This window comes from Arthrobacter sp. HLT1-20, from assembly GCF_054510895.1.
This window is the reverse complement of record NZ_JBTNDR010000004.1, coordinates 24,303-48,618: the sequence shown is the minus strand read 5'-3', so window position 1 is coordinate 48,618 and position 24,316 is coordinate 24,303. Positions and strand designations below refer to the sequence as shown.

Annotated in this window: 19 protein-coding genes; 14 read left to right on the top strand and 5 right to left on the bottom strand. The window is 65.0% G+C overall.

All coding sequences use genetic code 11. From position 1 onward, the window contains the following. Positions 1 to 65 precede the first annotated feature (65 nt). Together moeB and ACX80Q_RS03575 are read left to right on the top strand one after the other, a co-directional pair. The gene (gene moeB / locus ACX80Q_RS03580) at positions 66 to 1,265 is read left to right on the top strand and encodes a molybdopterin-synthase adenylyltransferase MoeB (RefSeq protein WP_459329147.1); all 1,200 of its coding nucleotides are present in this window, start codon (positions 66 to 68) and stop codon (positions 1,263 to 1,265) included. 71 nt (positions 1,266 to 1,336) lie between these two features. Beyond that, positions 1,337 to 2,323 (top strand): SDR family NAD(P)-dependent oxidoreductase, encoded by a 987-nt coding sequence (locus ACX80Q_RS03575; RefSeq protein WP_459329146.1) that lies wholly within the window; start codon positions 1,337 to 1,339, stop codon positions 2,321 to 2,323. An 82-nt stretch (positions 2,324 to 2,405) separates the two neighbouring features. Here ACX80Q_RS03575 and ACX80Q_RS03570 read toward each other — a convergent pair whose 3' ends face one another. Continuing rightward, positions 2,406 to 3,743 (bottom strand): glutamyl-tRNA reductase, encoded by a 1,338-nt coding sequence (locus tag ACX80Q_RS03570; RefSeq protein WP_459329145.1) that lies wholly within the window; start codon positions 3,741 to 3,743, stop codon positions 2,406 to 2,408. A 164-nt stretch (positions 3,744 to 3,907) separates the two neighbouring features. On the opposite strand from ACX80Q_RS03570, the gene hemE reads away from it, so the two are divergent. The 9 genes from hemE (at position 3,908) to ACX80Q_RS03525 (ending at position 13,449) form a co-directional block, all read left to right on the top strand. Then, entirely contained in the window at positions 3,908 to 4,963 is a 1,056-nt protein-coding gene (hemE, locus tag ACX80Q_RS03565; RefSeq protein WP_459329144.1) for a uroporphyrinogen decarboxylase, read from the top strand. A 34-nt stretch (positions 4,964 to 4,997) separates the two neighbouring features. After that, positions 4,998 to 6,551, top strand: a complete 1,554-nt coding sequence (locus tag ACX80Q_RS03560; protein ID WP_459329143.1) for a protoporphyrinogen/coproporphyrinogen oxidase — start codon at positions 4,998 to 5,000, stop codon at positions 6,549 to 6,551. A gap of 74 nt (positions 6,552 to 6,625) precedes the next feature. After that, on the top strand, positions 6,626 to 7,321 hold the full coding sequence (gene hemQ, locus ACX80Q_RS03555; RefSeq protein ID WP_459329142.1) for a hydrogen peroxide-dependent heme synthase: 696 nt from the start codon (positions 6,626 to 6,628) through the stop codon (positions 7,319 to 7,321). Then, positions 7,318 to 8,499, top strand: coding sequence for a ferrochelatase (locus tag ACX80Q_RS03550; protein ID WP_459329141.1), 1,182 nt, complete (start codon positions 7,318 to 7,320; stop codon positions 8,497 to 8,499). The genes hemQ and ACX80Q_RS03550 overlap by 4 nt, the downstream gene beginning before the upstream one ends. A 17-nt stretch (positions 8,500 to 8,516) precedes the next feature. Next, positions 8,517 to 9,500, top strand: coding sequence for a hydroxymethylbilane synthase (gene hemC / locus ACX80Q_RS03545; protein ID WP_459329270.1), 984 nt, complete (start codon positions 8,517 to 8,519; stop codon positions 9,498 to 9,500). After that, a complete protein-coding gene (locus ACX80Q_RS03540) occupies positions 9,497 to 10,513 on the top strand; it encodes a uroporphyrinogen-III synthase (RefSeq protein WP_459329140.1) in 1,017 nt (338 codons plus the stop codon). The genes hemC and ACX80Q_RS03540 overlap by 4 nt, the downstream gene beginning before the upstream one ends. Before the next feature lie 17 nt (positions 10,514 to 10,530). Then, a complete protein-coding gene (gene hemB / locus ACX80Q_RS03535; RefSeq protein WP_459329139.1) occupies positions 10,531 to 11,511 on the top strand; it encodes a porphobilinogen synthase in 981 nt (326 codons plus the stop codon). A 42-nt stretch (positions 11,512 to 11,553) separates the two neighbouring features. Then, the gene (hemL, locus tag ACX80Q_RS03530) at positions 11,554 to 12,861 is read left to right on the top strand and encodes a glutamate-1-semialdehyde 2,1-aminomutase (RefSeq protein ID WP_459329138.1); all 1,308 of its coding nucleotides are present in this window, start codon (positions 11,554 to 11,556) and stop codon (positions 12,859 to 12,861) included. Positions 12,862 to 12,900: 39 nt separating this feature from the next. Next, the gene (locus tag ACX80Q_RS03525) at positions 12,901 to 13,449 is read left to right on the top strand and encodes an MOSC domain-containing protein (protein WP_459329137.1); all 549 of its coding nucleotides are present in this window, start codon (positions 12,901 to 12,903) and stop codon (positions 13,447 to 13,449) included. A 79-nt stretch (positions 13,450 to 13,528) separates the two neighbouring features. Here the strand turns inward: ACX80Q_RS03525 and ACX80Q_RS03520 are convergent, their stop codons facing one another. From ACX80Q_RS03520 to ACX80Q_RS03505, 4 genes are all read right to left on the bottom strand, one after another. Continuing rightward, a complete protein-coding gene (locus tag ACX80Q_RS03520; protein WP_459329136.1) occupies positions 13,529 to 14,266 on the bottom strand; it encodes an amino acid ABC transporter ATP-binding protein in 738 nt (245 codons plus the stop codon). Positions 14,267 to 14,269: 3 nt separating this feature from the next. Further along, positions 14,270 to 15,028 carry an amino acid ABC transporter permease gene (locus ACX80Q_RS03515; RefSeq protein WP_459329135.1) on the bottom strand — a complete coding sequence of 253 codons (759 nt, stop codon included), beginning with the start codon at positions 15,026 to 15,028 and terminating at the stop codon, positions 14,270 to 14,272. A gap of 6 nt (positions 15,029 to 15,034) precedes the next feature. After that, positions 15,035 to 15,970: an ABC transporter substrate-binding protein gene (locus ACX80Q_RS03510; protein ID WP_459329134.1), complete on the bottom strand. Its 936-nt coding sequence runs from the start codon at positions 15,968 to 15,970 to the stop codon at positions 15,035 to 15,037. Between the two features lie 345 nt (positions 15,971 to 16,315). Further along, on the bottom strand, positions 16,316 to 17,002 hold the full coding sequence (locus ACX80Q_RS03505) for an exonuclease domain-containing protein (RefSeq protein WP_459329133.1): 687 nt from the start codon (positions 17,000 to 17,002) through the stop codon (positions 16,316 to 16,318). A 68-nt stretch (positions 17,003 to 17,070) separates the two neighbouring features. Between ACX80Q_RS03505 and ACX80Q_RS03500 the strand changes: the two genes are divergently transcribed. The 3 genes from ACX80Q_RS03500 to ACX80Q_RS03490 are packed head-to-tail and all read left to right on the top strand — an operon-like array spanning position 17,071 to position 24,313. Then, entirely contained in the window at positions 17,071 to 17,541 is a 471-nt protein-coding gene (locus ACX80Q_RS03500; protein ID WP_459329132.1) for an MGMT family protein, read from the top strand. Beyond that, positions 17,538 to 20,879, top strand: a complete 3,342-nt coding sequence (locus ACX80Q_RS03495; protein ID WP_459329131.1) for an ATP-dependent helicase — start codon at positions 17,538 to 17,540, stop codon at positions 20,877 to 20,879. Before ACX80Q_RS03500 ends, ACX80Q_RS03495 begins: the two co-directional genes overlap by 4 nt. Next, positions 20,876 to 24,313, top strand: a complete 3,438-nt coding sequence (locus ACX80Q_RS03490; protein ID WP_459329130.1) for an ATP-dependent helicase — start codon at positions 20,876 to 20,878, stop codon at positions 24,311 to 24,313. The genes ACX80Q_RS03495 and ACX80Q_RS03490 overlap by 4 nt, the downstream gene beginning before the upstream one ends. Positions 24,314 to 24,316 lie beyond the last annotated feature (3 nt).

The following is a 24,316-nucleotide window of genomic DNA, read 5'->3' as shown; positions in this document are numbered from 1 at the left end:
CGGCTGGTCCCATTGTACCCGCGGGTAATGCGCAGCCGGCTGCAAGCAGGACTAGATTAAAGGGTATGGTTTCCTTGATTCAACCCAATACCTCCGCCCCCGCTGTTGCCCTGCCACCCCTGGTGGAGCCTGGCCCTCCGCTGGCCGCTGCGGAATTGGAAAGGTATTCGCGCCACGCCCTCATCCCGGAGATCGGTTTGGAAGGGCAGCGAAGGTTGCGAAACGCCCGAGTTCTGGTCATTGGCGCCGGTGGCCTGGGCTCCCCGGCCCTGCTGTATCTGGCTGCCGCAGGCGTGGGTACCCTGGGTATTGTGGACGACGACACTGTGGAGTTGAGCAACCTCCAGCGTCAGGTCATTCACGGGGTGGCGGACATTGGCCGCACCAAGCTGGAATCGGCCAGGGATTCCCTTGAGTCCATCAACCCCGGCGTTAACGTTGTGCTTCACCCGGTCCGGCTGGACGCCTCCAATGCGCTGGATATTTTTGCCGATTATGACGTCATTCTGGACGGCGCCGACAATTTCGCAACCCGCTACCTCGTTAACGACGCCGCGGCACTGCTGGGCAAGCCCTATGTGTGGGGATCAATCCTGCGCTTTGACGGCCAGGTCAGCGTCTTTTGGGAGAAGTTTGGGCCCAATTACCGTGATCTGTACCCCGAGCCGCCGGCTCCCGGAACTGTGCCCTCTTGCGCGGAGGGGGGTGTCTTCGGAATGCTGTGCGCCTCCATTGGGGCCATGATGGTCACCGAGGCGGTCAAACTCATCACAGGCATCGGCCAAACGTTGCTGGGGCGGCTCTTGATCTTTGATGCCCTCACCGCCCGCTGGCGTGAAATCCGGATCGCCAAGGACCCGGAAGCAGCACCCATCACCGAACTCATCGACTATGACTACTTTTGCGGAATCCTGGCGCCGGATCACGGCAGCGGCGATTTCATCTCAGTGGACCAGCTCGACAAGCGCCTGGCGCAGCGTGCGGCAGGAACCGACGACTTTGTTTTGATCGACGTGCGAGAACCCGTGGAATTTGAAATTGCCGCCATCTCCGGCTCGGTGCTCATTCCCTTGGCGGGCATTCGGGATGGTTCAGCGCTGGATCACGTGCCGCAGGGGGTTCCGCTGGTGCTGCATTGCAAGGCTGGCACTCGCTCGGCCCAGGCTTTGGCGAGCCTGCGTGCGGCCGGATATGAAGACGTGGTTCATCTGGACGGCGGCATGGATGCGTGGCTTGCTAGCGACAAACGCGGCGCACAGGAGTAAATTTCGCTCAAGGACTTCAACGTAAAAGGCCTAGCCATGTCATGGCCCGGCACTCGAGGAAGAGGCACGCCATGAGCCATGCGGAAAAACTACACACACCCCAGGAGCCCATTGCTTCGGGTTTTGGTCACGACACTGCGGCCGCGGCGGTGTTGGAGGGCATGGATTTGCACGGCTGCACGGCCATTGTTACAGGAGGCTACTCGGGTCTGGGCTTGGAGACCGTCCGCGCCTTGACCGGAGCCGGAGTCAAGGTCACTGTGCCGGCACGCCGGGCCGATCATGCACGGAAGGTCCTTGCCTCCGCTGATCTTGGCGGCGTTCAGGTCCATGCCATGGATCTGGGGGACCAAAAAAGTGTTAAAGCCTTCGCCCGGGAGTATCTGGCATCCGGGGCGGGGCTGGACATCCTGATCAACAATGCGGCCATCATGGCCTGCCCGGAAACACGGGTTGGACCCGGCTGGGAGGCGCAATTTGCCACCAACCACCTGGGCCACTTCACCCTGGCCAATGAGCTGTGGCCCGTGCTGGCCGACGGCGGAGCGCGGGTGGTCTCCCTGACCTCCACGGGACACAAGATATCCGGCATCCACTTTGACGATCCCCAGTTCACCACCGACTACGACAAATGGCAGGCGTACGGGCAGGCAAAAACGGCCAACAGCCTGTTTGCCGTTGAACTAGATAAGCGCGGGGCGGACCACGGCGTGCGGGCTTTCGCCGTGCACCCGGGCGGGATTATGACCGAGCTACAGCGCCACCTCACCCATGAGGAGATGGTGGCCGCCGGTTGGATGAATGACGAAGGCGTTGTGCGTGAGGGTTTCAAGACACCGGAACAAGGCGCCGCAACCTCCGTTTGGGCAGCCACCTCCCCACTGCTGGACGGCAAGGGCGGCGTGTACTGCGAGGACTGTGACATTGCTAGGCCTACGGACCCACAATCCCCGCTGGCCCGCTTCATGGGGGTGGACGACCACGCCGTGGATCCGGACGGCGCGGTCAGGCTGTGGGATCTCTCGGCCAAGCTGACAGGCGTGAACGCCCTCCCGTAGCCGCCCACCATCTGACCCGCAGAAAACGGCGAAAATCACGGTAAAACCGTGTATTTTCGCCGTTTTCTGCGGGTCAGTTGTCTTAAGCGGAGGCTGCTTCGGCGTCGCCTGCTTCTCCGTCGAGGCGGTCGGCTAGGGTTGCGCTCAGGGCTGCCGGCTCGATCTTGAGGCCGTACAGCGCATCCAATGCGGCCAAGTAGCTGCCGGCGTCGCCCGCGGCGGCCAGTTCCTTGGCGCGCACCGTGGGCACATGCAGGAGTTGCTTGACCATGCGACGCATGGCGAACGCCACCTCGTCGGTGGCGGCCGTGCAGCCGTGCTGCTTGCGGACCTTGGCGATCTCGTCATCCAGTACGGCCATGGTGTGCCGGCGCAGGGCCACGATGGCGTGGTCCAGCGAGCGGGCGTTCTGCGCCTGGGCAAAGCTCTGCGTGGCCGTGGAGACCATGGTGGCCGCCTGTGCCAGGGTGGATTCCTGTTCGGCGGGCGCCGCCTGCCGGACAGTCTCCAAGGTCAACAAGTCCACCCCGTCGAGGGCGGCAATGTCGGGGGAAAAGTCGTGTGTCAGGGCAAGGTCGATCACTGTGAGCTGCTGCGAATCGGTGCTGCGAACGCGGGCCAAATCGTCCCGTGTGAGCTGTTGGTCCGAACCGCTGCAGCCCACCAGCAACGATGCTGTGGCCAGCGCCTGCGGCAGGGAGTCGTCGTCGAGCGCCGTGCCGCCGCGTGAGGCTACAAACGTTTCAGCCCGGCCCGAAGATGAATACACCGAAATATCTGTGCAACCACGCTGGATCAACTGGGCCATGGCGGCACCGGCGTAGGCGCCCGTGCCGAAAAGGACAGCGGATTTGCCGGTCAGGGACCGAGTTTCCGTCGGCGCATCGGCCAATTCCGCGGCCAGGTCCAAGGCCACTGAGACAATCGACATGCCACGACGACCCAAGGCCGTTTGGGCGCCAACGTCCTTGGCGGTTTTGGCCGCAGCCTGGAAAAGCCGGACCAGGGAAGGTGTTGTGACGCCCTGGGTCTGCGCCTCGCTGAGCGCGCGGCGCACCTGGCCGGCAATTTCACGTTCGCCCACCACAGCCGACTCCAAGCCGGTGCTCACGGCAAAAAGATGCCGGGCGACGGCGTCGCCCTCCTGGGTGGTCAACGCCTGGGAGACTTGCGTTTCCGCCAGGCCGGAATGCTTGCTCACGGCAGCAATGACCGAGCTGCGGGCAGATTCGAGATCCTGTGCGCTCTGGGCGTGAACATAGAGCTCATAGCGGTTGCAGGTGGCCAGTGTGACCATGCCGGCAACAGCGTTTTCCTGCCCTGTCAGCTCAGCACTGACAGCCGCGGCCCCAGCGCTAAGGCGGGCAACGGTTTCCAAGTCAATGGTGGTGTGCGAGGCAACGAGAGAAAAAAGAACCACAATGGCAATATCGTAGACCTTTAAACTGGGTGTTTATACACAGGATGCCCTGAACCGTCACCAAAAAACTGTGACGCTGCTTACCTGGACCGCAAATGGCGTGCTCTACTACGGTGACAGTTTGTGCACAAAATATGCCCAGATTGGCTCTGTAGGGTGGTGCCATGACACTGAGCCCTAACCACCCGTTGATGGATGGCCGCACCGCCAATTCCCCGCTGATCACCGCCTACCGCGGCGGAAAGCCCAGCCGCCGACCCGTCTGGTTCATGCGCCAGGCCGGCCGTTCGCTGCCCGAATACCGCGAGCTGCGGGTGGGCACCACCATGCTGGACTCCTGCCTCTTGCCCGCCATGGCAGCTGAAATCACGCTCCAGCCCGTGCGCCGCCACGACGTTGACGCCGCCATCTTCTTCTCCGACATTGTGATCCCACTGAAGCTGGCTGGCGTGGGCGTGGACATTGTTCCCGGCGTGGGCCCCGTGCTGGAGAAGCCCATCCGCACCGCCGAGGACGTTGCAAACCTGCCCGAGCTCACCGAGGAGGCGCTGGCCCCCATCCGTGAGGCCGTGGCCCTGACCGTTGCCGAGCTGGGCAGCACCCCGCTCATCGGCTTCGCCGGCGCGCCGTTCACGGTGGCCGCCTACATGGTGGAGGGCCGCCCCTCCCGCGACCACCTGGGCCCGCGCACCATGATGCACGCCCAGCCCGAGGTGTGGGCGGCACTCATGGAGTGGGCTGCGGACGCGTCCGGAAAGTTCCTGCGCGCCCAAATCGAAGCCGGCGCCAGCGCCGGCCAGCTCTTCGACTCCTGGGCAGGTTCGCTGGGACTTGCCGACTACACCGAACACGTGGCCCCGGCGTCGTCCCGGGCCTTGGACCATGTGCGCGACCTTGGCGTGCCGCTGATCCACTTCGGCACCGGCACCAGCGAACTCCTCGGCGCCATGCTCGAGGTGGGCGTGGACGTCATTGGCGTTGACTACCGGTTGCCGCTGGATGAGGCCAACCGCCGCCTGGGTGGCAAGGTGCCGCTGCAGGGCAACATTGATCCGGCCTTGCTGAACGCTCCGTGGGGGGTGCTGGAAGCCCACGTGCGCGAGGTGGTCGCGGCTGGCGCCTCCGCGCCCGGACATGTGGTGAACTTGGGTCATGGGGTGCCGCCGGAGACTGATCCGGCCATTCTGACCAGGCTCGTTGAGCTCATTCACTCCATTTAGCGCCAGATTTAGCACCAGCCATTGAGGGGACACCATGGAAAACCGAAAACTCGCCGCTAGAGCCCACAGGCCGCAGCAACACCCTGCACCCAACAGCGCAGTGGTGGTGGGCGGTGGCATCGCGGGGTTGCTGGCGGCCATGGATCTCCAAAAGGCCGGCTTCCAGGTGAGCATCTTCGACGCGGCAGCCTCCTGGGGCGGCTGCGTGGGGAGCCATGAGGTGGCCGGCGTGGTGCTGGACAGTGGTGCGGAATCGTTCGCCACCCGCAACAGTGCCGTGGCCGATCTTGCTGCGGAGCTGGGGCTTGCAGACAAGATCGTGACCCCCAATCCCGCCGGGGCCTGGGTGTGGCTGCCGGAGGGTCCTGTGCCCCTGCCCAAAACAGGTATTTTGGGCATCCCGTCGGACCTTTCAGCCCCCGAGGTGCGTGCCGCACTGGGTGCCTCCGGCGTGCTGCGGGCAGCTCTGGACGCCAAAATGCCGGTTTCGGTGGGCACCAGCGAGCCCGTTTCCAGTGTGGCTGAGCTGGTCAGGGCGCGCATGGGCAAGCGGGTGCTGGAGCGGCTCGTGGCGCCCGTGGTTGCCGGCGTACATTCGGCGGATGCTGAACTTTTGGACGTGGACATGGTGGCGCCGGGCCTGCGGGCGGGCATTCTTGAGCATGGATCGCTGGCTGCCGCGGTGGCGGCGCAGCGGGCGGCCGGCACCAAGCCCGGATCCGCGGTGGCTGGGCTCACCGGCGGCATGCACACGCTGGTGGCGGCCCTCGTGGAGTCGCTGCGTGCCGGCGGCGTTGCCATGCATGCCGGGCACCAAGTCAAGGCCCTTTACCGCGGCGACACCGAGCCCGCTGCTGCGTCGGCTGATGCCAAGTCTGTGCCGTCCAAGCGGTACGACGGCGGCGCCCCCAAGCGCTGGATCGTGGACTGGGAGCGTGGCACGGAGCGCGGATTTGCTGCCGCCAACGTCCTGGTGGTGGCCACCGACGGCCCTACAGCCGTGAGACTTTTGGGCCAGGAGCTCCCCGAGCTGCTGCCTTTTGCCCCCGCCCCGGGCCCGGACATCCGCCTGGTGACGCTCGTGGTGGACGTTCCGGAACTCGACTCTGCACCGCGCGGCACGGGCGTTTTGGTGGCTCCCGGCGTTGACGGCATCGAGGCCAAGGCGCTCACCCATGCCACGGCCAAGTGGGACTGGCTGGCGTCCGAGACGGGCCCCGGCACCCACGTGCTGCGGCTCTCCTATGGCCGGGCCGGGGTCAAGGCGGCCGACGCCGTCAGGCTCACGGCACGCACGCCGAACGACGCCGATCTCATTGCCACCGCCCTCACAGACGCTTCGGCGCTGCTGGGCGTGCCCGTAGGCGAGGCGGACCTCTTGGGTGCGGACATTGTCCGCTGGCGCGGCGCCCTGCCGTTTGCCGCCGTCGGGCATCAGGGGAAGATGGCGCAGGTCCATGCCCTGGCACAGGCGGTTCCGGGCCTGGTACTGGCCGGGGCGTGGATGAGCGGCAACGGGCTGGCGGCGGTGGTTGGCAGCACCCGGCGGCAGATCCGGGCCGTGGTGGACGCCGCCAAAAAGCAGTGACCTTCCTCACTTTCTACGTCATGTAGAGAAGTTCGGTTTCAGCTTTCGGGGCTCATGGGTGCAAACTTGAACTCATGAGCCACACAAACGCAGAATCTGTCACTAAAACTCCTGACGCGACACCGTTCACCCTGTGGACCGTGTTCAAGCGGACGGGCTCCTTCGCCGGCGCAGAAGCCGCTGTTGCAGAGTTTGATGAATTGGTGGCCGCCTTGGCTGCGGAAAGCATCACGCTGCGCGGGGCCTACGACGTCTCCGCCATGCGCAACGACGCCGACATCATGGTGTGGCTGGTGGGTGCCGTTCCGGAAGACCTGCAAAAGGCCATCCGCTCCATCCGCCGCACGGAGCTTTTCGCCAACACCGAGATCGCCTGGTCCGCCATGGGCGTGCACCGCGAAGCCGAATTCGCCAAGAGCCACGCCCCCAGCTACATGGGCCCCAACGAGCCCAAGGGCTGGGTGTGCGTCTACCCGTTCGTGCGCTCCTACGACTGGTACATCCTGCCCGCCGAGGACCGCAGCCGCATGCTCCGCGAGCACGGCATGCTGGGCCGGGAGTTCCCGCAGATCCTGGCCAACACGGTCTCCGCCTTCGCCCTGGGCGACTGGGAATGGCTGCTGGGCCTGGAAGCCGACGAGCTCACCGACCTGGTGGACATGATGCGCCACCTGCGCTACTCCGACGCCCGCCTGCACGTCCGCGAAGAAGTGCCGTTCTACACGGGCCGCCGCGTGTCCTCCGCCGAGGTTGCCGAGGTCCTGCGATGAACGCGCCTGTTTCGGCCCCAGTAGCCGCCCCGGCCCAGTACGACGCCATCTTGCTCGCCTCCTTTGGCGGGCCCGAAGGCCAGGACGACGTGATCCCCTTCCTGCGCAACGTCACGCGCGGGCGCGGCATCCCGGACGAGCGCCTCGAAGAGGTCAGCCACCACTACCGCAAGAATGGCGGCATCAGCCCCATCAACGCCCAGAACCGTGCCTTGAAGGCCGCTCTGGAGGCCGAGCTGGCGGCCCGCAACATCGCCTTGCCGGTGCTGTGGGGCAACCGCAACTGGGACCCGTACATTCCCGCCGTTTTGCAGGACGCGTACGACGCCGGCCACCGCCGACTCTTGATGGTCACCACCAGCGCCTACTCCTCATACTCAAGCTGCCGCCAGTACCGCGAGGACATTGGCATGGCGCTTACGGATTCCGAACTAGATGGCAAGCTAGCCGTGGACAAGGTCCGCCAGTACTTCGACCACCCCGGATTTGTGGAGCCGTTCATTGAAGGCACCGCCGCGTCCCTGGCCACGGTCAAGGCTAAGCTGGCCGCCGCCGGCAAGCCCGCCGATTCCGTGCACGTCATGTTTGCCACGCACTCCATCCCCACTCGGGATGCCGAAGCCGCCGGCAACTCCGAACTCGAGCTGCGTGAGTTCACCGAAAACTCGGCTTACGTGGCCCAGCACCTGGCCGCGGCCGAGGCCATCATGGCCCGCGTTGACCCCACTCAGGAGTGGTCGTTGGTGTACCAGTCCCGTTCCGGTGCTCCGCATGTGCCGTGGCTGGAACCTGACATCAACGACGCCCTGGCCGATCTTGCCGCCACCGGCGCCCAAGGCGTGGTGGTGGTTCCGTTGGGCTTTGTCAGCGATCACATGGAGGTCCGCTGGGACTTGGATACCGAAGCGGCAGAAACGTGCGCCGAACTCGGGTTGACCTTTGACCGTGCGCCCACCCCGGGAACGCACCAAAAGTTTGTCAGCGGCCTGGTGGACCTGATCTGCGAACGCACCATTGAAAACCACATCGAGGACCGCCCTGCGATGACCCCACTGGGGCCCTGGTACGACGTGTGCAACCCCGGCTGCTGCGCCAACTTCCGTGGCACCAAGCCGGTCATCTCCGAGGTGGGCAGCACCGTTGGCCTGGTGGCCTCCGGCAGCGGGAATAGCCGCTAAACGCCGCGGCAGGGATAATAAGTACTGTGAAAATTGGAACCCGCGGAAGCAAGCTGGCCCTGAGCCAGACCCAGCAAATTACCGAGCGGCTCAGCGCCGTTGGCGGCTTTGAGGCAGAGATTGTACCCATCAAGACCGACGGCGACGTCCTCACGGGCCCGCTCTCGCAAATGGGTGGAACCGGCGTCTTCGCCGCTGAATTGCGGGCTGCTGTCCTGGATTCACGCGTTGACGTTGCCGTGCACTCCCTCAAGGACCTGCCCACGGCGGCCGTGCCGGGCCTGACCCTGGCTGCCGTGCCGCAGCGGGTGGACGCCCGTGACGCCCTGTGCGCCCGCGACGGCCTCACCCTCGCCGAGCTGCCGGACGGGGCAAGTGTGGGCACCGGCTCACCCCGCCGCGCCGCCCAGCTCTTGGCTGCCCGCCCGGACCTGGACGTCGTGGACATCCGTGGCAACGTGGACACCCGCCTGGCCCGTGTTCGCGGCCTACCCGGCAACCCCGCGGCCGATACGGTGCCCGGCAAGACCGGTGACCTCGACGCCGTGGTTCTCGCCGCGGCCGGGCTGACCCGCATTGGCCGCCTGGACACCGTCACCGAGTTCCTGTCCTCCGAGGTGATGCTCCCGGCCCCTGGCCAAGGCGCACTCGCCCTGGAATGCCGCACCGCCGACGCATCCCTCACCGGCATCTTGGGCCAGTCCCTGGCAGCCGTGGACCACCAGGACACGCGCCTGGCCATCACGGCCGAACGCGCACTCCTTGCCCGCCTTGAGGCAGGGTGCAGCGCCCCCGTCGGAGCCTTCGCCTACCGCAAAGGCTCCATGCTCTACCTCGAAGCAGTTGTCTGCTCCCTCGACGGCGCCCGCACCATGCGCGTCAAAAAGGCCACCGACGGCCTCACCAGCGTTGGCGCCACCCTCCTTGGCATTGAACTGGCCGAGGAACTGCTCGCGGACGGTGCCGGGGACCTGGCAGATCTGGCCGGCTCGGCACAGTGACTGACGCCGCGCGTACCGGCCACGCCGGCCGGAGTCTTGCAGGGGCCCCGCCCGCTTCGCCGGCGCCCGAAGCCGCTCCCGGGCCCCTGCAAGACTCCGTCCTCAACGTGGCCGTTGCGCCGGTTGCTTCCGGTGCCGAGGCCGCCGGTTCTCTTGCCGGGTTGAGGGTTGCCGTGACCCGCAGCGCCGACCGGGCCGGGGCTTTTGCCGAGGCACTTGCTGCGGCCGGGGCCGAGCCGGTATTGGTGCCCGTCATTGACTTTGAAATCTCAGACAATGAGTCCTTGGGTGCTGCGCTGGGCCGGCTGGCGGCGGGGGAGTACCGCTGGCTGGTGGTCAGCTCCATCACCACTGTGCGGGCCCTGAAGCAATGGTGTGAGGCGGCCGGGACTTCGCTGGATGAACTTATTCCCGCAATAACGTCGGTGGCAACCATTGGGCCCACCTCTGTTGCCGTTTTGGCGGCTGAGGGCATCCACGCGTCGCTGGCGCCCACGGATCTGCAATCTGCTGCTGGATTGATTGAGCTGTGGCCGCACGCGCCCGGCGAGGGTGGGCGGGTTCTGCTGCCGCAGTCGGACCTGGCCGAGCCCACACTGGTGGAAGGCATGCAGGCCAAAGGTTGGGACACCGACGTTGTCACGGCCTATCACACGGTGGAGGCCCCGGCACGTGACGAACTGCGCCTGACGGCAACGCTGGCCCGTTCAGGTAAAACCACCCATACACCAGCGAACGCCAGCTACCCGCTCCTCACCCCGGCCCAAGCGGCACGGGAGGTGCAGGCGGGGGCGATTCACGCCGTCGTACTGGCTTCAGGAAGTGCCGCGCGTCGGGTTGCCGCAACCATGGCTCCGCTGCCGGACGAATGCCTGGTGGTAGCCATCGGGCAGCCGACTCGGGACGAAGCCCAGCGGCTTGGTCTGCGGGTTGCGGCCACGGCCACGCACCCCACACCAGCAGGAATTGTTGCCGCCTTGGCAGCAGCGCACAACACTATTCACACCAAGTAGTCTACGGAGAATCCACAGTGAGCTTCCCCCAGCACCGTCCGCGCCGCCTGCGCACCACCGCCGCCATGCGCAGTTTGGTGAGCGAATTCCGGCTGGCGCCGCAGGACCTCATCCTGCCTGTTTTCATCCGCGAGGACCTCAGCGAACCCCGGGCCATCAGCTCCATGCCCGGCGTCGTCCAGCACACCACGGCTTCCCTCGTGGCTGCCGCACGCGAGGCACGAGAGCTGGGGCTCGGCGGCATCATGATCTTCGGCATTCCCGCCGAACGCGATGCCACAGGTTCCGCCGGACTGGACCCGTTCGGGGTGCTGAACAAGGCCATCAGGGACGTGCGCGCCGTGGTCGGCGATGACCTGGTGGTCATGAGCGACCTCTGCCTGGACGAATTCACCGACCACGGGCACTGCGGCGTGCTGAACGCCGCCGGCGAGGTGGACAATGACGCCACCTTGGCTATCTACGCCAAAATGGCCGTGGCACAGGCTTCCGCCGGGGCACACGTGGTGGCGCCGTCGGGGATGATGGACGGCCAGGTGGCAGTCATCCGCGAGTCGCTCGACGCGGCCGGCTACGCCGACGTTTCCGTGCTGGCATATGCGGCAAAGTACGCCTCGGCGTTCTACGGCCCTTTCCGTGAGGCCGTGGATTCACAGCTCGACGGCGACCGCCGCAGCTACCAGATGGACCCGGGCAACCGCCGCGAGGCGCTGCACGAGGTGGAACTCGACCTGGCCGAAGGCGCAGACATTGTCATGGTCAAGCCGGCCATGAGCTACCTGGACATCCTGGCCGACGTGGCAGCCATGAGCCCGGTACCCGTTGCGGCATACCAAATCTCCGGCGAGTACGCCATGATTGAGGCCGCAGCAGCGAACGGCTGGATCAACCGCCGGGCAGCCATTGAGGAATCGGTGCTGAGCATCAAACGGGCCGGCGCCAACATGATCCTGACGTACTGGGCGGCCGAGCTGGCCGGCTGGATGCGCACCAACTAACAGCCCGCCCCGGATTGCCACCACTTACTTGAAGGACATTTCATGACCAGCTCGCAGGAACTTTTTGACCGCGCCAAGACCCTCATGCCCGGCGGGGTGAACTCGCCCGTGCGCGCTTTTGGCTCCGTGGGCGGAACCCCGCGCTTCATGGTCAACGCCAAGGGCGCTTACCTGACCGACGCCGACGGCCGCGACTACGTTGACCTGGTCTGCTCCTGGGGGCCGGCACTGCTGGGCCACGCCCACCCCGACGTGCTGGCGGCAGTCCACACAGCCGTTGACCACGGCCTGAGCTTCGGCGCCTCCACCCCGGCCGAAAGCGAACTGGCCGCCCTGGTGCAGGGGCGCGTGTCCGGCGTCGAACGCCTGCGCATGGTGTCCACCGGCACCGAGGCCACCATGACGGCCGTGCGCCTGGCCCGCGGATTCACCGGCCGGGACCTGATCATTAAGTTTGCCGGCTGCTACCACGGCCACCTGGATTCGCTGCTGGCCGCAGCCGGTTCTGGCCTGGCCACCCTCGCCCTGCCCGGCTCGGCCGGTGTCACGGCCGCAACGGCCGCCGAGACCCTGGTGCTGCCGTACAACGACCTGGCCGCCGTTGAAGCCGCATTTGCCGCTCATGGGGACAGGATTGCCGCCGTCATCACCGAAGCAGCGCCCGCCAACATGGGTGTGGTGACGCCGGGCGTCGGGTTCAATGCCGGCCTCTCCCGCATCACCTCAGCCCACGGCGCCCTGCTGATCCTGGACGAGGTCCTGACCGGATTCCGCGTTGGGGCAGCCGGGTACTGGGGCCTGACCGGCGCTTCGGAAGGGTGGACGCCCGACCTGTTCACCTTCGGCAAGGTCATTGGCGGCGGGCTTCCCACGGCGGCGCTCGGTGGCCGTGCGGACGTCATGGACTACCTCGCCCCCTTGGGCCCGGTCTACCAGGCTGGCACGTTGTCCGGCAACCCCGTAGCCATGGCTGCCGGTGTTGCCACCCTGACGGCCGCAACTGCATCTGTCTACGAGATTGTTGATGCACGGTCACTGGAACTGTCCGGCGCCTTGTCTTCTGCCTTGTCCGCCGAGGGTGCTGACCACTCCATCCAGCGGGCCGGGAACCTGTTCTCGGTGGCCTTCGGCACCTCCGTTTCCGGGGTCCGCAACTACGCCGACGCGCAGGCCCAGGAGGCATTCCGCTACGCGCCATTCTTCCACTCCATGCTGGATTCGGGCGTGTACCTGCCGCCCAGCGTCTTCGAGGCCTGGTTCCTGTCCGCCGCCCATGACGACGCCGCCATGAACCGCATTTTCGCAGCCCTGCCGGCTGCTGCGAAGGCTGCGGCGGGAGCGACCCGCTAGTAGCGAGTCAGTTCCATGGGGTGTGCTTAGACTGATGCCGTGAACACTATTGCGCAGATCGTGGCCGTCCATGCCGACACCGCCCACCGTTTCAGCAAAAAAGCAGTGGCTGTGATCGAGCTGCAGGCCGGACTTGGCGTGACCGGTGATGCCCACAGTGGTGCCACCGTCCAACACCGTTCCCGGGTCCGTGCGGATCCCACGCAGCCCAACTTGCGCCAGGTCCACCTGATGCACCAGGAGCTGTTCGACTGGCTGGGTGGCCGCGGATTCACAGTTGAGCCTGGGGATCTTGGCGAGAACGTGACCACCACCGGCCTAGATCTACTGGGTCTGCCGCGCGGCACCCTGCTGCAACTGGGCCCCGACGCCGTGGTGGAGGTGACGGGCCTGCGCAATCCCTGTTCGCAAATTGAGGACTTTCGGGCCGGTCTGCTCAAGGAGCTCGTGGGCTACGACAACGCCGGGACCCTCATCCGGCGGGCCGGCATCATGGGTGTTGTCCGCCGCGGCGGCACCATCCGCCCGGGCGAGGCGATCGCCGTCGTGCTTCCGAAAGAGCCGCACGAACCCCTTGAACGGGTTTAAACATCTGACCCGCAGAAAACGGCGAAAATGGCGTCCAAAACGCATATTTTCGCCGTTTTCTGCGGGTCAGTTGAAAAAATCAGAGGACGTCGGAGAGGAAGCCCTTGAGGCGGTCCGTCTTCGGTGCCGTGAACAGCTCATCCGGCGAACCGGTTTCAACCACCACGCCGCCGTCCATGAACGTCACGGTGTCGGAGACGTTGCGGGAGAAGCCCATCTCGTGGGTCACCACAACCATTGTCATGCCGCCCTTGGACAGGTCCGTCATCAACGCCAGCACCCCCTTGACCAGTTCCGGATCCAAAGCTGAGGTGGCCTCGTCAAAGAACATGACCTCGGGCTCCATGGCCAGCGCGCGGGCAATCGCCACGCGCTGCTGCTGGCCACCGGAAAGGTTGCCGGGGCGGGCGTCCGCCTTGTGCTTGAGGCCAACAAGGTCCAGCTGCTCCAGCGCCTTGGCGTGAGCCTGGTCCTTGGGCATCTTGCGGATCTTGCTCAGCGCCAGGGACACATTCTGGACGACCGTCTTGTGCGGGAACAAGTTGAACTGCTGGAAGACCATGCCAATGCGACGGCGCAGCTCGTCCGGGTTGTCCTTCAGGACTGAGCGGTCATCGAGAAAGATGTCGCCCTGATCCGGTTCGATCAACCGGTTCATGACCCGCAGCAGCGTTGACTTGCCCGACCCCGAGGGGCCGATCACGGACGCCGTGGTGCCCTTGGGCACGTGCAAGTCGATGCCACGCAAGACATGGTTGGAACCAAAGGAAAGATGGATGTTCTTGGCGGTCAGGGTTCCTGAACTAAATTCACTCATGGTTTAGAGTCCCTTTCCAATTACTGCTGCTGCTTCATCGGGTTCAACCTTTTGGGCTTTGCCCTCACGCATGCGCTTGTCCATAAAGTTCACCAGGTGGGTCAGCGGAATGGTCAGGCACAAGTACAGCAGACCGGCGGCGATCAGGGGTGACAGGTTGCCGGTGTTGGCGGCAGCGTCGTTGCCGATCCTAAAGATTTCGCGCTGGCTGGCCAGCAGGCCCAGCATGTAGATCAAGGAAGATTCCTTGATCAAGGTGATCAGCTGGTTCACCAGCGCGGGCAGTACGCGCCTGATGCCCTGGGGAATAACTATCAGCACCATGGCTGAGCTGTAGCTAAACCCCAGGGCGCGGGACGCCTCGAGCTGACCCTTTTCAACGCTTTGAATGCCTGAACGGAAGATTTCGCCAATGTAGGCCGCAGCCATCAAGGAAAGCGCCAAGATACCCAAGGGGTAAGGGTTGGTGCTGCCCGTGAGGATACGGAATACCGGGCCAAGCCCCAGACCAATCAGGAGAATGGTCAAAATGGCTGGCAGACCACGGAAAATGTCCGTGTACACCCGGGCGATCCAGCGAGGAATGGGATTCCTGGAAATTCCCATGACTGCCAAGATCATGCCCAGGACACACCCGATGATTGCCGAGGAGACGGCCAAAATCAAAGTATTGGGCAAACCGACCGTGAGCATGGCGGGAATTACTTCCGCCATAGCCTCCCAGTCAAAAAACGTTTTTGCGAGCTGCTCGAGTACATCCATAAAAAATTAGGCCTTCGGGACTGTTACTGCCTTGGAACCCGGTGACCAGTCAGCGGGCATGGAACGGGTTGGGTACCATTCCTTGGTCAGTTTAGACCACGTGCCATCGGCGATGACTGCGTCCAAGGCGGAGTTCAGTGCGTCCGTCAAGGCCTTGTTCTCGGAGTTCACGGCGTAGGCGGTGAAGTTCTGAGTGTTGACAACTTCTTCGGCGATGACAGTGCCGTCGCCGTCCTTGACCTGGCCGGTGGCCTGCTGGGAAGGTGCAACCCAGGCGTCAACCTGGCCGTTCTTCAAGTTGGCGTAAGCCGTGTTGTAGTCGGAGAAGCGGACCGGCTCAATCTTCAAGGTGTTGGTGACGTAGTCATCCTGCACGGTGCCGCTGACAACTGCAATGCGGGTATCTGCCTTCAGATCCGCGAAACCCTTGATGGCCGAATCGGTCTTCGCCACAACGGCCATGTAGCCAAAGTCATAGCCGTTGGTGAAGCCAACGTTCTTGCGGCGTGCGTCCGTGGTGGAGATCGAGGAGGATCCGACGTCGAACTGCTTGTTCTCAACCTGGGCCAACAAGGCGGCGAAGTCAGTGGACTTGAACTCAACCTTCAAGCCAAGCTTCTCGCCCATGGCGCGCAGCAGCTCGTTGTCGTAGCCGGTGAACTTGCCGTCCTTCAAGAAGATGTTCGGCGGGGCATCGGAGAGCGTGCCAACCGAGATGGTGCCGGGGGTGGTCAAGCCAAGAGCTGCCGTGTCAATCTTGTCCAAGGGGGTGACGTCCTTGGTGGTGTACTTGTCCAGTGACACCTGGTCGCTGCCAGCCAGCGCATCTGTGGGCTTGGCTGAGCCGGAGTCAGTGGCCGCTCCGCCGCAGGCTGCCAGCGAGAACGCCAGTGCAACGGCAACGGGGACTGTGGTGAGCCACTTGAGGGCTGATTTCTTCATCAAACTTTCACTTTCATTGCAGGTGCCCGGCCCGAAAGACGCATCGGGCGGGGGAAGCGTAGCGTGGGGAGTGGTGAAGAAACTCACAGGAGTTTCGTAGCAGAACTCGGGCCACAAAACTAAATTATGTCATCCGGCCTCAAAATGTGGCGGATGCGAATTTATGCTTGCCAAAATTGGCATTTCGCAGAACAAGGTGCGATCAATGTTGATTCGGTGAATGGCGCGGGCGTTGCCGGGGTCACACTGCTGCACGACTGACGTGCCACTGTGCTCCGAGAGTGAGGCATCCGGTGCTGTGATTTAGATCATGTTTATTGAAAAAGCGTCAAGTGCCTCCTGGCGTTAGGGAAGTACCGGCCAATCGCCCTCAATGACAGCCGCCGGATCCTTGACCCGTCGCAGATATCCCTGGAAATCAGCGGCCTGCTCCAAGGCCCAGGTGACCTGCAAGGTGTGCAACTCCATGACGTCAATGCGCAGTGCGCTGTATTTAGCTGCCAAGGCGTCGGCCAGCCGCAGCGTGGCTTCAGCGTCGGCAGCCGAGGTGTGGGCGGCGTCGAGCTTAATCCCGTATTCCTCGCAGAGGGCAACCAGCGTCCGGCTGCCCTTACGGAATTTGTCCAGGTGCTTGTTGCAGATGAAGGGGTCAATGACCGGGGCGGCGGTGATCTGTGCCAAGCCGTGCCGTCGAGCCTCATGGGCTAGGACGGTGAAGTCGTAGCTGGCGTTGAAGGCAATCACGGGGATGTTGTTGGCAAAAAGAGTGGCCAGGACGGCGCCCACCTCGGCAGCCACAACAGCCGCCGGGCGTCCATGCTCACGGGCATGCTCGGTGCTGACCCCGTGAATGGCTGCCGCTTCCTCGGGAATCTCCATGCCCGGATCCGCGAGCCATTCGTGCACGTCAACCACGGCGCCAGTCTCATCAACCACCACAATGGAGGCAGTCACAATCCGGGCAGTCCGGGGATCCTTGCCCGTGGTTTCCAAGTCAAACGCGGCCCGGGGGTGCATGCTCCAGCTAGTCATGCCCCAACGCTACCCGTTGGGGCGGACATCCGGGCGCGCGGGCCGCCGCGGCGAACTACGCTTGAAGCATGCGTGAGCAGTATGTTGAGGCGGTTTTGGCCGTGGCTGAGTTGATCCCCGCGGGCAGTGTTTTGTCCTATGGGGACATTGCGGCGTTGCTGGAGAGCGGCGGCCCGCGGCAGGTGGGTGCAGCCATGTCCGTCGACGGCGGCGCCGTGCCCTGGTGGCGGGTGATCCGGGCCAGTGGCAGCGCCCCGCAGGGCCACGAGGCGCGGGCACTGGGCCACTACCGTCAGGAGGGCACAGCCCTGCGTGGTGACCTTGCCGGGCCGCAAATGCCCGGCCGCACCCCCGGCTGGCGCGTGGACATGAAAACGGCCCGCTGGAATCCGCGCGAGGCGGATTTCTTAGTCATCGACGCCATCGCCGGGCGCCTGCACGCCGAGGACCAGCTGCCGCCGGCTGGCAAGGCGCCAGAAAACAGGGCACCAGCACAGAGCGCGCCAATGTCAGAGCCTCGTGATGGACTGGGAACATGAGCATGCAAGCAAAGCAGGAGCAGCCGAGGTCCAGCCATGCCGGGCCTGCGCAGCTGCTGCCCAAACTCACCCTGGTGGCGCCCGCCCAAAGCGATGTCAGTGCGCCGCTGCTGAGTCCCGGCCAGCAGGCAGTGGTTGAGCTCATGCCCGGAACCGGGCCCGTATTGATCTGGGGCGCCCCTGGCACCGGCAAGTCCACGGTGCTGATTGAGGCTGCCGTGAAAAGGATTGAGCACGACGCCGTTGATCCGGCCGGTGCCTTGCTGCTGGCGCCATCTCGCCTGGCCGCCGCCCGGTTGCGCAATGGCTTCAGCGCCCGGCTGAGCAGAAGTTTGAGCACCTCGCCAGCCAGAACCTGGTCCTCCTATGCCTTCGATCTCCTGCGCCGGGCCAAGGTGGAGGGCCGCATGCCACACCTGGACGGCCCGCCACGGCTCATGAGCGGTCCCGAGCAGGACCTCATCATCAAGGACCTGCTGGCTGGCCACAGGATGGGGCTGGGCACGGACCCCCAATGGCCGGCGGAACTTGCCGAGGCCCTGGACACCCGCGGGTTCCGCCAGGAGATCCGCCAACTCTTTGACCGGGTCATTGAGTACGGCCTGGCGCCCGATGATCTGGCCGAGCTGGGTGTGGCCAATCAGCGCCCCGATTGGGTGGCTGCGGCCGCTCTGTACGGCGAGTACCGGGATGTGGTGGATTGGGGCAAGTCGGGCTCCTTTGACCCCGCAGGCATCATCACCGCGGCAACAACCCTGCTGCGCATCGACCCGGAATTCCTCGCCCAGGAACGCCACCGGCTTTCCCTCATTGTGGTTGACGACATCCAGGAGGCCAACAAGGCGGTGCACGAGCTCCTGCAGTTGGTGGGCCATGGCAAGGATGTGCTGGTCGCGGCGTCACCGGACACGGTGGTCCAGGGCTTCCGCGGCGCCCGCCCGGACCTGGTGGCCACGCTGGGCGAATCCTTGGGCAGCGACGAGTTTCCGCTGCGGCAATTTTCGCTGTCCACCTCCCACCGGATGAGCCGGCCGCTGGCCGCAGCCTGGTCGGGGGTGGCTGAGCGCATCTTCCAGATTCGTGGCGGTCACAAGGCGCGCGAACTCAACTGGCCGCAGGCTGGTGACGCGAACCCCGAATCCTATGTCAGCGCCCATGTTGTGGCCTCCGAGGTGCACGAGCTGCGCCTGGTGGCCGAACGCATCCTGCACCTGCAGCACCTGGGCGGGCACGGCCTGAATGAGATTGCTGTCATTGTGCGCACAGGATCGGCCCTTGCCGCCCTGCAACGCTACTTGAGCGGGCAGGGCATTGCCGTGAAGGTTCCCGTGGCGGAGAACCCCGTGCGGGATGAGCCAGCCGTGCGCCCCTTGCTTGAGGCCTTCGCCGTGGCGTTGGCCCCTTCGATGTTCGACGCCGAGGCCGCCGTTGCGCTGTTGACCTCCCGGTTGGGGCGTTCCACTGCCCTGCAGCTGCGGCGCCTGCGCCAGGCCCTGCGGCAGCAGGAACTGCATTCCGGCGGGGGGCGTGTCAGTGACGAACTGCTGGTGGAGGCGCTGCTCAATCCGGAAAAGTTGGCCGGGCTGGGCTGGGAAGCCGCCAACGCCACAAGGATTTCCGCCATGCTCGCGGCCGGACACCAGGCCGTGGCCCTGCCCGGCGCCAACGCCGAAACTGTGCTCTGGGCCCTGTGGGATGCCTGCGACAGTTCCGGGACGTGGGAATCCCAGGCCTTGCGCGGCGGGCCCACGGGCATCCGCGCCGACAGGGACCTTGACGCCGTCATGGCCCTGTTCCAAACGGCCGAGCGCTATGTTGACCAGCTGCCAGGCTCCAGCCCCCAGCAGTTCCTTGACTACTTGATGAGCCAGGAACTGCCCATGGACACCCTGGCGGCGCGCGCACAGCGCTCTGACGCAGTGGAAATCCTGACACCTGCCAGCGCTGCCGGCAGGGAATGGCCTGTGGTCATTGTGGCTGGCCTGCAGGAGGGCGTCTGGCCCAACACCCGCCTGCGTGGTGAGCTACTGGGCAGCCAATTGCTGGTGGATGTCCTGGAAATGGGTGCCCAGGCTGCCCGCCAGATCGAGCCTGCCGCGCGCCTGCGGGACATCAGGTATGACGAACTCCGCAGTTTTGCCGCGGCCATGTCGCGGGCCAGCGAGAAACTCATTCTCACGGCGGCCGCCGGCCACGACCTGCAGCCTTCACAGTTCGTTGACCTGGCAGCACCATACATCCCCGTCACCGATTCCGGCGGTGAATCCCAATACCCCGTGCGCCCCGTTGAACACGTGCCGCGGCCCATGACGCTGCGGTCTTTGGTGGCTGAGTTGCGGCAGGAATCGGAAATGCATGCCGACCCTGAGGCGGGGCGAATGCTGGCGGTGCTGGCGCAGAAGGACATTGCCGGTGCTGATCCGCAGCAATGGTGGGGGCTGCTGCCCCTGAGCACGGATGCGCCCATCATTGCCCCGGGCGAGCCGGTGACCGTCTCGCCGTCGAAGGTTGAAGAGGTGGTGAAATCGCCGCTGAACTGGTTTATCAAGGCAGCCGGCGGGGAAGCAACCACCGACTTTGCCCGCAGCTTGGGCACCCTGATTCACGCCATCGCCCAGGACATTCCCAACGGGGCCGGCCACGAATACCTCGCGGAGCTGGACAAACGGTGGCCGTCCCTTGGCCTGCCGGAATCGTGGGAAAGCGATGTGGACTACCGGCGCGCCCAGGAGATGCTGGGCAAACTGGCCCAATATGTCATCACTGCCCGGCAGGATGGCCGCACCCTGCTGGGCGTTGAGCAGAACTTCAGTGTGGAATTGGGGGAGCTGCCCGCAACGGGGAATGCCGACGGCGACTGGACAGCAGCCGGTGCCGGGACGCCTGATCTCGGCCGGATGGTTGTTTTGCGGGGCCAGGTGGACAGGCTGGAAGCCGATGCCAACGGCAGGCTGATTGTTGTGGACATCAAGACAGGGCGCAGTAAACCCACCAAGGAGCAGGTTGCGGCGCATCCTCAGCTTGGCGCCTACCAGGTGGCTGTGACCGCTGGCGGCTTCGCCGAACAAGCCGCTGCCGCCGGTTTGGCAGGGGCGGCCTCCGGAGGGGCGGCGCTGCTGCCGCTGGGGGACGGCACCAAGGCGGTAAAAACCCAGGACCAGGCAGCTATGGTGTCAGGAAGTGAGGACGACCCCACTAAAAAGGTCATGGAGGCCGCCTTGTTGATGGCCCAGTCCGTGTTCCCAGCCCGCCACGGCGCCGACTGGTCCGAGCGCAATGGCTGCCCGCTGCCCACTATTTGCCCGCTGTGCCCGGAAGGGAAACAAATCACCGAATGAGCCTTTCACCGCTTCTGAGCCCCTACGAACTTGCCGATTTGTTGGAACAGCGCCCGCCCACGGCCGAGCAGGCAGGCATTATTTGTGCCCCGCTTGAACCGCTGCTGGTCATTGCCGGGGCTGGATCGGGCAAGACCACCACCATGGCCGACCGTGTGGTGTGGCTGGTGGCCAACGGCCTGGTGCTGCCCGAGGAAATCCTTGGCGTCACCTTCACCCGCAAGGCGGCGGGGGAGCTCGCTGCCAGGATCAGGGGCCAGCTGGCCAAATTAGGCACCCTGGCCCGCTCCGGTGAGGTGGACCTGGCCCCGGCCGCAGCCGCCCGGGACGCGCTGGAACCCAAGGTGTCCACCTACCATTCCTACGCCAGCGGCATTGTCACCGACTACGGACTGCGCCTGGGCATTGAACGGGACGCCGTGGTGATGGGTGCCGCGGAGGCCTGGCAGCTGGCCAGTGAAGTGGTGGAGGCCCATGATGGTGCCCACGAACACTTCACGGCCGCCAAGTCCACGCTGATTCAGTCGGTCATGGATTTGGCCGGTGAATGTGCCGAGCACCTGCAGGATCCCGCCCAGGTGAAGAACGTGATTGAGGGCTACATCGGCAGTTTTGCGGCCCTGCCCTACATTGCCGAGACCGCCAAACCAGCCACGGCCGCCGTCAAGAAGCAGTTGGATGTGCTGCGCACGCGCGCTTCCGTGACGGCCCTGGTGCAGAACTACGCGGAGGCCAAACGCCGCCGCAACGTCCTTGACTACGGGGACCTGGTGGCCCTTGCGGCCAAGATTGCCCAGGACGTCCCCCACGCGGGGGTGATGGAACGCCAACGCTACAAGGTGGTGCTGCTGGATGAATTCCAGGACACCTCGCACGCCCAGCTGCAGCTCTTTGCCCAGCTCTTTGGCGGCGGGCACCCCGTCACGGCGGTGGGCGATCCCCACCAGTCCATCTACGGGTTCCGGGGCGCCTCCGCCGGCCAGCTGTTCAGGTTCCCGGAGATTTTCCTCAAGCACGACGGCGGGTACGCGCCAACGGCCGAGCTCACCATTGCCTGGCGCAATTCCGCCCACATCCTCACCGCAGCGAACGTCATGTCAGCGGAACTGGCCCAGGCCCAGACCCGCAAGGCCAACGCCAAGTTGGCGGCAGGCCTCTCCGAGGCGGAGCGCGCAGCGGCCGGGCCCAACGTGGTGGTGTCGCCCCTGCGGGAAAAGCCCAACGCGCAAGCTGGGGAGGTAGTGCTGGCCCGGTACGAGACTGAACTGGAGCAGGCAGAGGCCATTGCCGATCAGATTTTGGCCCGGAAGGGCGATTTCAGCCACCGCGGGGGCGCCCAAGGTGCCATGACAGTGGCAGTGCTGTGCCGCCGTCGTGCACAATTTCCGCGCCTGCAATCGGTGTTTGAGGCCCGGGGGATTCCCTACGAGATTGTGGGCCTAGGCGGACTGCTGGGGACCCCGGAAATTGTGGACCTCGTCTCCACCTTGCGGGTCATTGCCGATCCCGGCCGCTCCGATGCCCTGATGCGCCTGCTGACAGGTGCCAGGTGGCGTATTGGTCCGGCCGACTTGATGGCCTTTGCGGATTGGGCGCGGTACCTGGCCCGGCGCAGGCAGTGGGCGTCCAGAAACAGGGTGGACTTTGACGCCGCCGTGCGGGCCGATGCCGGGGCAAGCCCGGATGCACCGCCGGCCGCCGATGTTCCAGAAACCGTGGTGGCCGCCGATCTGGTGGATTCGTCCTCCTTGATCGAAGCCCTGGACTACCTCAGCCCCGACTACTGGCCGGAGGCTGCACGCCCGCTCAGCGTCGTTGCCAGGACACGGCTGCTGGCCTTGCGGGACGAGCTGCGGGTGCTGCGAACCTTCGTGGGGGAGGACCTGAGCAACCTGCTCGGCGTGGTGGAGCGGACCATGCTTCTGGACATTGAGCTGGCTGCCAAACCCGGCTCCAGCATCCACCATGCACGGCGGAACCTGGATGCCTTCGCCGACGCCGCGGCAACGTTCATGCAGGCAGCCCAGAGGGTTGACCTGGATGCGTTCCTCGGCTGGCTGGAAACAGCGGAATCCGAGGAGGGTGGACTGGAAATGACCCCCACCGAGAGTAATCCGGACGCCGTGGCCCTGCTGACAGTGCACGCGTCCAAGGGGCTGGAATGGGATGTGGTGTTTGTGCCGAGCATGAATGCCGGCGCGTTTCCCAGCACCCGGGCGGATCGGTGGAGTACTGGCGCCAAATCCCTCCCATGGCCTCTGCGTGGGGACAGGGAGGACCTGCCCGAATGGGACCTCAACGTGCCGGATTCGAAAACGTTGATGGAGAACGAGAAATTGTTTGCCGATGACGTCCTGCTGCACGGCGAAGAGGAGGAACGGCGGCTGGCCTATGTTGCCTTCACCCGCGCCCGCGACTTCCTCATGTGCTCTGGCACCGTCTGGGGGAGCGGGAAGAAGCCGCTGGAACCGTCGAAGTTCCTGGTCGAACTGCTGCCCCTGGCTGAGGGTGCCGCTCACACAGCGGAGATTTCGCAGTGGTTTGAGGATCCCGTGGAGGAGGCTGAGAACCCTGTGAGCGCAGGGGCCGAAAGCGCCCAATGGCCTTACGATCCGCTCAACGGTCCCGTCATCGTGGGCCGAAGCGGCGTTGCGGAGCAGCTGGGGCGGCGCGAGAACGCCGAACGCTCCGCGGCAGCCGTCCGGTCAGCAAGGCTGCAGCTGGCCGATGCCGCGGATTTGGATGCTCAGGAGTTCCTTGACGCCAACCCGCACTGGGGCAGGGAACTGGCCGTTCTACTGGCCCAGGAGCAGGTGGCATCCGATCAACTCCGCGTGGAGCTGCCACCCCATATTTCAGCATCGAGGCTGGTGGCCCTCGGCGAAGACCCGGAGAAGGTCACCCGTGCCATGCGCCGGCCCGTGCCCACCAAGCCCGGCATGGCGGCCAGAAAGGGAACCGCCTTCCACAGCTGGATTGAAGATTACTTTGGGACCAGTGGCCAGCTGGACTTTGACGAGGTGCCGGGCGCTGACGCGTATGTTGATGAGGCCTATGGCCTTGCCGACATGCAGGAAACGTTCAAGAACTCCGCGTGGGCGGCCCGCATCCCGGCCGAACTGGAGGTGCCCATTGAGACAAGGGTTGCCGGGGTTGTGGTGCGCGGGCGCATTGATGCGATCTTCCGCGACGACGACGGCGGCTGGGACCTGATCGACTGGAAAACCGGAAAGGTCCCATCCAAGGCGCAGCTGGCGGTGCGGGGCGTTCAGCTGGCTGTGTACAGGCTGGCCTGGTCACGGCTCAAGGGTGTGCCCCTGGAGCAGGTTCGTGCAGCGTTTTACTATGTGGGCCAGGACAAACTGATCCGTCCCGTGGACCTGGCGGGCCAGGACGAGCTGGAGGCGATCGTCACCAACGCCTACTCCGCCTAGGGT

Bases quoted from the DNA above. Each gene is read 5' to 3' on its own strand.
- moeB (WP_459329147.1), top strand. From the start codon at position 66: ATGGTTTCCTTGATTCAACCCAATACCTCCGCCCCCGCTGTTGCCCTG.
- ACX80Q_RS03575 (WP_459329146.1), top strand. From the start codon at position 1,337: ATGAGCCATGCGGAAAAACTACACACACCCCAGGAGCCCATTGCTTCG.
- hemE (WP_459329144.1), top strand. From the start codon at position 3,908: ATGACACTGAGCCCTAACCACCCGTTGATGGATGGCCGCACCGCCAAT.
- ACX80Q_RS03560 (WP_459329143.1), top strand. From the start codon at position 4,998: ATGGAAAACCGAAAACTCGCCGCTAGAGCCCACAGGCCGCAGCAACAC.
- hemQ (WP_459329142.1), top strand. From the start codon at position 6,626: ATGAGCCACACAAACGCAGAATCTGTCACTAAAACTCCTGACGCGACA.
- ACX80Q_RS03550 (WP_459329141.1), top strand. From the start codon at position 7,318: ATGAACGCGCCTGTTTCGGCCCCAGTAGCCGCCCCGGCCCAGTACGAC.
- hemL (WP_459329138.1), top strand. From the start codon at position 11,554: ATGACCAGCTCGCAGGAACTTTTTGACCGCGCCAAGACCCTCATGCCC.
- ACX80Q_RS03520 (WP_459329136.1), bottom strand. From the start codon at position 14,266: ATGAGTGAATTTAGTTCAGGAACCCTGACCGCCAAGAACATCCATCTT.
- ACX80Q_RS03515 (WP_459329135.1), bottom strand. From the start codon at position 15,028: ATGGATGTACTCGAGCAGCTCGCAAAAACGTTTTTTGACTGGGAGGCT.
- ACX80Q_RS03510 (WP_459329134.1), bottom strand. From the start codon at position 15,970: ATGAAGAAATCAGCCCTCAAGTGGCTCACCACAGTCCCCGTTGCCGTT.
- ACX80Q_RS03505 (WP_459329133.1), bottom strand. From the start codon at position 17,002: ATGACTAGCTGGAGCATGCACCCCCGGGCCGCGTTTGACTTGGAAACC.
- ACX80Q_RS03500 (WP_459329132.1), top strand. From the start codon at position 17,071: ATGCGTGAGCAGTATGTTGAGGCGGTTTTGGCCGTGGCTGAGTTGATC.
- ACX80Q_RS03495 (WP_459329131.1), top strand. From the start codon at position 17,538: ATGAGCATGCAAGCAAAGCAGGAGCAGCCGAGGTCCAGCCATGCCGGG.
- ACX80Q_RS03490 (WP_459329130.1), top strand. From the start codon at position 20,876: ATGAGCCTTTCACCGCTTCTGAGCCCCTACGAACTTGCCGATTTGTTG.